The following is a 4493-nucleotide window of genomic DNA, read 5'->3' as shown; positions in this document are numbered from 1 at the left end:
CGATGGGATTGGTCACCATCTCGCCGCCACGGATCGTCAATAGACTTTCAGGCGAAGCGCCGACGACTGCATAGTCGCCAAAGTCGATATAAAACTGGTAAGGCGACGGATTTTGCTTGCGCAGTTTTCTATATAACGTGAAAGCATCGCCCTGGTAATCCGCAGACAAACGCTGCGACAATACCAACTGGAACACTTCTCCTTTGCGGATTTCCTGTTTGGCCAGTTCGACTTGTTCGCGGAACCGTTCAGCCGTCGTTGCGGAATGGAAATTCAATGTTTCCGGCTGGTCGCCCGGTTCTTTCTCCGCTGCCTGCTCAAGCTGCTCTGCGATTTCATCTGCGCGCCCTTCAAATGAAATGACCGTCACATCATGGCGGACATGATCGAACACAACAATCGTTTCGTATAGCTGCAAATGGATGTCCGGCATGTTCAGGCTGTCTTTACGGGCGCTCTCGACCGGCTCATACGCCGCGATGGCGTCATAGCCGATATAGCCGATCGCCCCGCCGGTAAACGGCAAGCCTTCTATATCACGATCGTCTTTCGGCATCAATTCCTTGATTCGCTCAAGCGGGCGCCCTTGTTCTATTGAACGCTCACCCCTCCGATAATCGACCACTTCCAACTGGTCCTTCAATCCGATAAATGCTTTTGACGGATCCGCCGCAATAAATGAATACCGGCCGCTTGCACTCGTTTTCAGCGAGCTCTCGAGCAGGCATTTGTATGGCCCTTGCAAACGATGGAACACCATGATCGGCGTCAAGCTATCTCCTTCTACTTTCTTGATCTGTACATCTCTTCTCATCTCGGCTCAACTCCTCTTTCTTTTGGGCACCACCGGTTCAATACAAAAAGCCCCCTGCACGAAATAAGATCATTTCGTACAGAGGACGGATCGACCGCGGTGCCACCTCATCTTGAAGCTCTCAGCTTCCACTTGAACCCCAATAACGCGGGGCAGACGGGCCTTCTTTTCAGATGGCCACTCATAAGTCCATTCACGCAGGTGCCACACCGGTTTCCAGCTGTCCCGGCTCTCTGTCAGAAGCTATCCATGCGCTACTTTTCTTATTCAACGTTTTTTTATGTGGCGCTTTGTATCCGCAGTCCTGTAAAGTTGCCGCGCAATTAAAAGCTTGTGACCATCTTATGGAATTCAGAGCCGTCTGTCAACTGAAAGCAAACGCTTAATTTAGATAATTCTGTATTTATAAGAAGATTTGGGTTATAAATATAGTAGAAGAATGTTTCTAAAATCGAAGGGGGTATCTGAAAATGAAAAACAGACTTTGGCTGGCAACAGGAACAGTAGGACTCGGGCTTATACTCGGCGCTTGTGCAGGCGAAAGCGGAGGCGGTGATTCTTCTTCTGAGAGCGGCGACGCGACACAGATCAGCTTTATGCACTGGCGCGGAGAAGACAAAGCCGTACTCGACGAAATCATTGCCGATTTCGAAGAAGCGAACCCTGATATTCGCGTAGAGCAGAACATCTATCCGTCCGACCAATACCAGGCGACGGCACAGCGCATGCTGCAGGAAGGTTCGACAGGAGACGTTTTCACTTCTTTCCCGGGCGCACAATTTGAATCGATACAAAGCGCCGGCTTTTTTGAAGACTTGAGCGGAGAAGAATTCGTCTCGAATTTTGACGAAAGCCTGATCGCTGTCGGCCAGAAAGACAACACGCAATATGCCCTGCCTTATCAGCTAGTGTTCAATATGCCGGTCTATAATAAAGGCATGTTTGACGAACTCGGCCTTGAAGTGCCGAAAAGCTGGACGGAATTCCAAGAAATGGCCGATACCTTGCTAGAAAATGACATCACGCCAATTGCGTTCCCAGGCGCTGACATCGGGCCGAACCAATTCATGAACAGCATGATGATGAACAATGCACCGGATGAAGATGTCTTCGCCAAACTCCAAAACGGCGAAGAATCCTTAACGAATGAATGGTGGGTTAAGACACTCGAAGACTTTAAGCTTCTAGCGGATAAAGGCTATATCCAGGACGATGCACTCGGCACCAACCAGGATTCCGCGATGGCCATGGTAGCGAACGAGGAAGCAGCCATGCTTGCGACCGGTTCCTATCACATGAATTCCCTGCTCGACTTGAACCCGGACCTTGAACTCGACTTGCTTGCCCCGATTACAGTGGAGGAAAGCGAAGCTACTTATGAAGGCATCAATACAGCGACATTCATGCTGGCCGTCAACAGCAATTCCGAAAAGAAAGACCAGGCGAAAGCGTTCATCGACTATTTGAGCCAGCCGGAAGTGGCTTCCAAATACGCCAATGAAACCGGACAGCATTTGACTGTCAACGACGTCGAATACGAGTCTGAAGCCTTGCAAAACACCTCGTATTGGATCGACGAGCGCAATACGCGTTTCCAGCCGCGCTTTTTGATCACCAACGCCCAAATTGAAGATGCGGTCCTCAGTTCAATCGAAAACGTTCTTGGGGGCGAAGATCCAATGGCGGCCGCTGAAGCAGCCCAGCAAATCGTAGAAGAAAACAGGGAATAACAAGTCCATGAGAATCTCCAAATCCATTTACCTGTTCTTTCTTCCGGGGCTAGTCCTATACAGCTTGTTCTTTTTGTATCCAACCATCAGCGCCCTTTTTTATTCCTTTACCGACTGGGACGGCTTAAGCACCGCCTTCCAGTTTGTCGGCATCGATAATTACACCCGGGCATTTACGGGCGATTCAATTTTCCAGAAAACGATCGGCAATAACTTGAAGTTCATGCTGACGGTCGTCGTGTTCCAGACGCTTGTCGCACTTGCTTTCGCGCTGATCGTCATCAAGAACACGAAAACGAATGTGTTTCTCCGGGCGCTTTACTTTTTCCCGACCATTCTTTCTTCAGTATCGGTCGCCTTCATCTGGGCGTTCATCTACGATCCGTCGATGGGCATCCTGAATCAAGTGCTCGAGCTCATCGGCCTTGATTTCCTGGCACAAAACTGGCTCGGCAATTCCAATATCGCGATTTATTCGCTGGCCATCACGCAAGTGTGGTTCCATGCGGGACAGATGCTGATCATCTTTGTCGCTGGGCTTCAAGCCATTCCAGAGGAACTGTATGAAGTGGCAAAAATCGAAGGCGCCAGCAAGTGGCAGACGTTCAAAAGCGTTACTTGGCCGCTGCTTGCACCTTCCGCCACCATTGTTGTCGCCTATACGACGATTCAGTCGTTCAAAGCCTTCGACTTGGTCTTTGCGATGACCGGCGGCGGGCCTAATAACTCCACTGAAATTATCGCGACGTATATTTACGATGTCGCGTTCAAGAGCTATCAATTCGGCTACGCTTCTGCGATTTCCATCATTTTCATGGTCATCATCGCATTGATCACTTACCTGCAGTTCAAGGCCTTGCGCTCAGACCGCGTATCTTACTAGAAAGGAGGCGGCAATTTTGCTGTTCAGGAAATTCTCACTGCTCATCTATGCGCTGCTGATCCTGATTCCGTTAGTGGTCGTCCTGTTGACGTCCGTTAAAACACTTCAGGAAACATTCCGTGACCCGCTCGGCTTACCGGACGGCGGCTTTAAATTCGATAATTATGTCGCGATATTCCAGGAACAAACCATGGCGGGCTATTTTCTCAATAGCACCATCGTCACCTTATTCTCGGTCTCGTTCACTCTGCTGCTCGCCGCGATGGTCGCATTCGGCATTACGCGCATGAATAATTGGATCGGCAATGTGCTGTTCGCCGTGTTCACGCTCGGCATGATGGTACCGGCACAAGTCATCATGGTCCCGCTTTATTCACTGATGCTGGACCTCGGGCTGACGAATAGCCTTCTTGGGCTGATTCTCGTCAACATTTCCTCGACCTTGCCGATTGCCGTATTCATCCTGACCGGCTTTATGAAAACTTTACCGAAAGAATTGTTTGAAGCTTCGACGATCGACGGGGCCGGCAATTGGAAGATGTTCACGAAAGTGGCCATTCCGTTATCCTTGCCTTCCATCTCGGCTACCGCGATTTTTCTGTTCGTCATGCACTGGAACGACCTTTTATACCCGCTCCTGTTCATCACGGACAATGCCTACAAAACCTTGCCACTCGCACTTCTTGAGTTTCAAGGGCAATATTCCACCAATTATCCGATGCTGTTCACAGGCGTCATCATCGCCTCAGCGCCGATGGTCGTCGCCTATGTCTTCCTGCAGCGCTACTTCGTCGCAGGCATCACAGCCGGCGCCGTCAAAGGATAACAAAAAGCCTCCGGAATTTTTCCGGAGGCTTTTCTAGAGTATTGAAAAACTCTATAATCTTCTATAAATGAAAAGAATGTGACATTATTCCACATTTAAAAATCAAAGAACTATCTAAGTATTTGGAGAAGCGTTCGCTCGACTCCAGTGGATCAGCGAGACGACCGAGACCCCGCAAGGCGCAAAGCGACTGAGGAGGCTTGGGCGCGAGCCCACGGAAAGCGAGCGATAAGCTTCGGA

The 4493-nt window shown here is 49.8% G+C and carries 4 protein-coding genes and 1 other annotated feature; of the genes, 3 read left to right on the top strand and 1 reads right to left on the bottom strand.

Annotation, left to right across the window (positions count from 1 at the left end; translation table 11 throughout):
• The coding region (locus ON064_RS17260) for a chorismate-binding protein (protein WP_274625741.1) at nucleotides 1-814 on the bottom strand (814 nt) is incomplete at its 3' end.
• Nucleotides 815-892: 78 nt separating this feature from the next.
• Nucleotides 893-1094: a binding site (T-box leader), on the bottom strand.
• Nucleotides 1095-1284: 190 nt separating this feature from the next.
• Between ON064_RS17260 and ON064_RS17255 the strand changes: the two genes are divergently transcribed.
• The 3 genes from ON064_RS17255 to ON064_RS17245 are packed head-to-tail and all read left to right on the top strand — an operon-like array spanning nucleotide 1285 to nucleotide 4253.
• On the top strand, nucleotides 1285-2544 hold the full coding sequence (locus tag ON064_RS17255) for an ABC transporter substrate-binding protein (RefSeq protein ID WP_274625740.1): 1260 nt from the start codon (nucleotides 1285-1287) through the stop codon (nucleotides 2542-2544).
• 7 nt (nucleotides 2545-2551) lie between these two features.
• Entirely contained in the window at nucleotides 2552-3427 is an 876-nt protein-coding gene (locus ON064_RS17250; protein ID WP_121300741.1) for a carbohydrate ABC transporter permease, read from the top strand.
• Nucleotides 3428-3443: 16 nt separating this feature from the next.
• Nucleotides 3444-4253 carry a carbohydrate ABC transporter permease gene (locus ON064_RS17245; RefSeq protein ID WP_274625739.1) on the top strand — a complete coding sequence of 270 codons (810 nt, stop codon included), beginning with the start codon at nucleotides 3444-3446 and terminating at the stop codon, nucleotides 4251-4253.
• Nucleotides 4254-4493: the final 240 nt, after the last annotated feature.

The sequence above is a fragment of the Planococcus sp. A6 genome (genome assembly GCF_028823615.1).
Lineage (GTDB): Bacteria > Bacillota > Bacilli > Bacillales_A > Planococcaceae > Planococcus.
The sequence above is the reverse complement of the archived record's forward strand: the minus strand, read 5'-3'. Positions and strand labels throughout refer to the sequence as shown.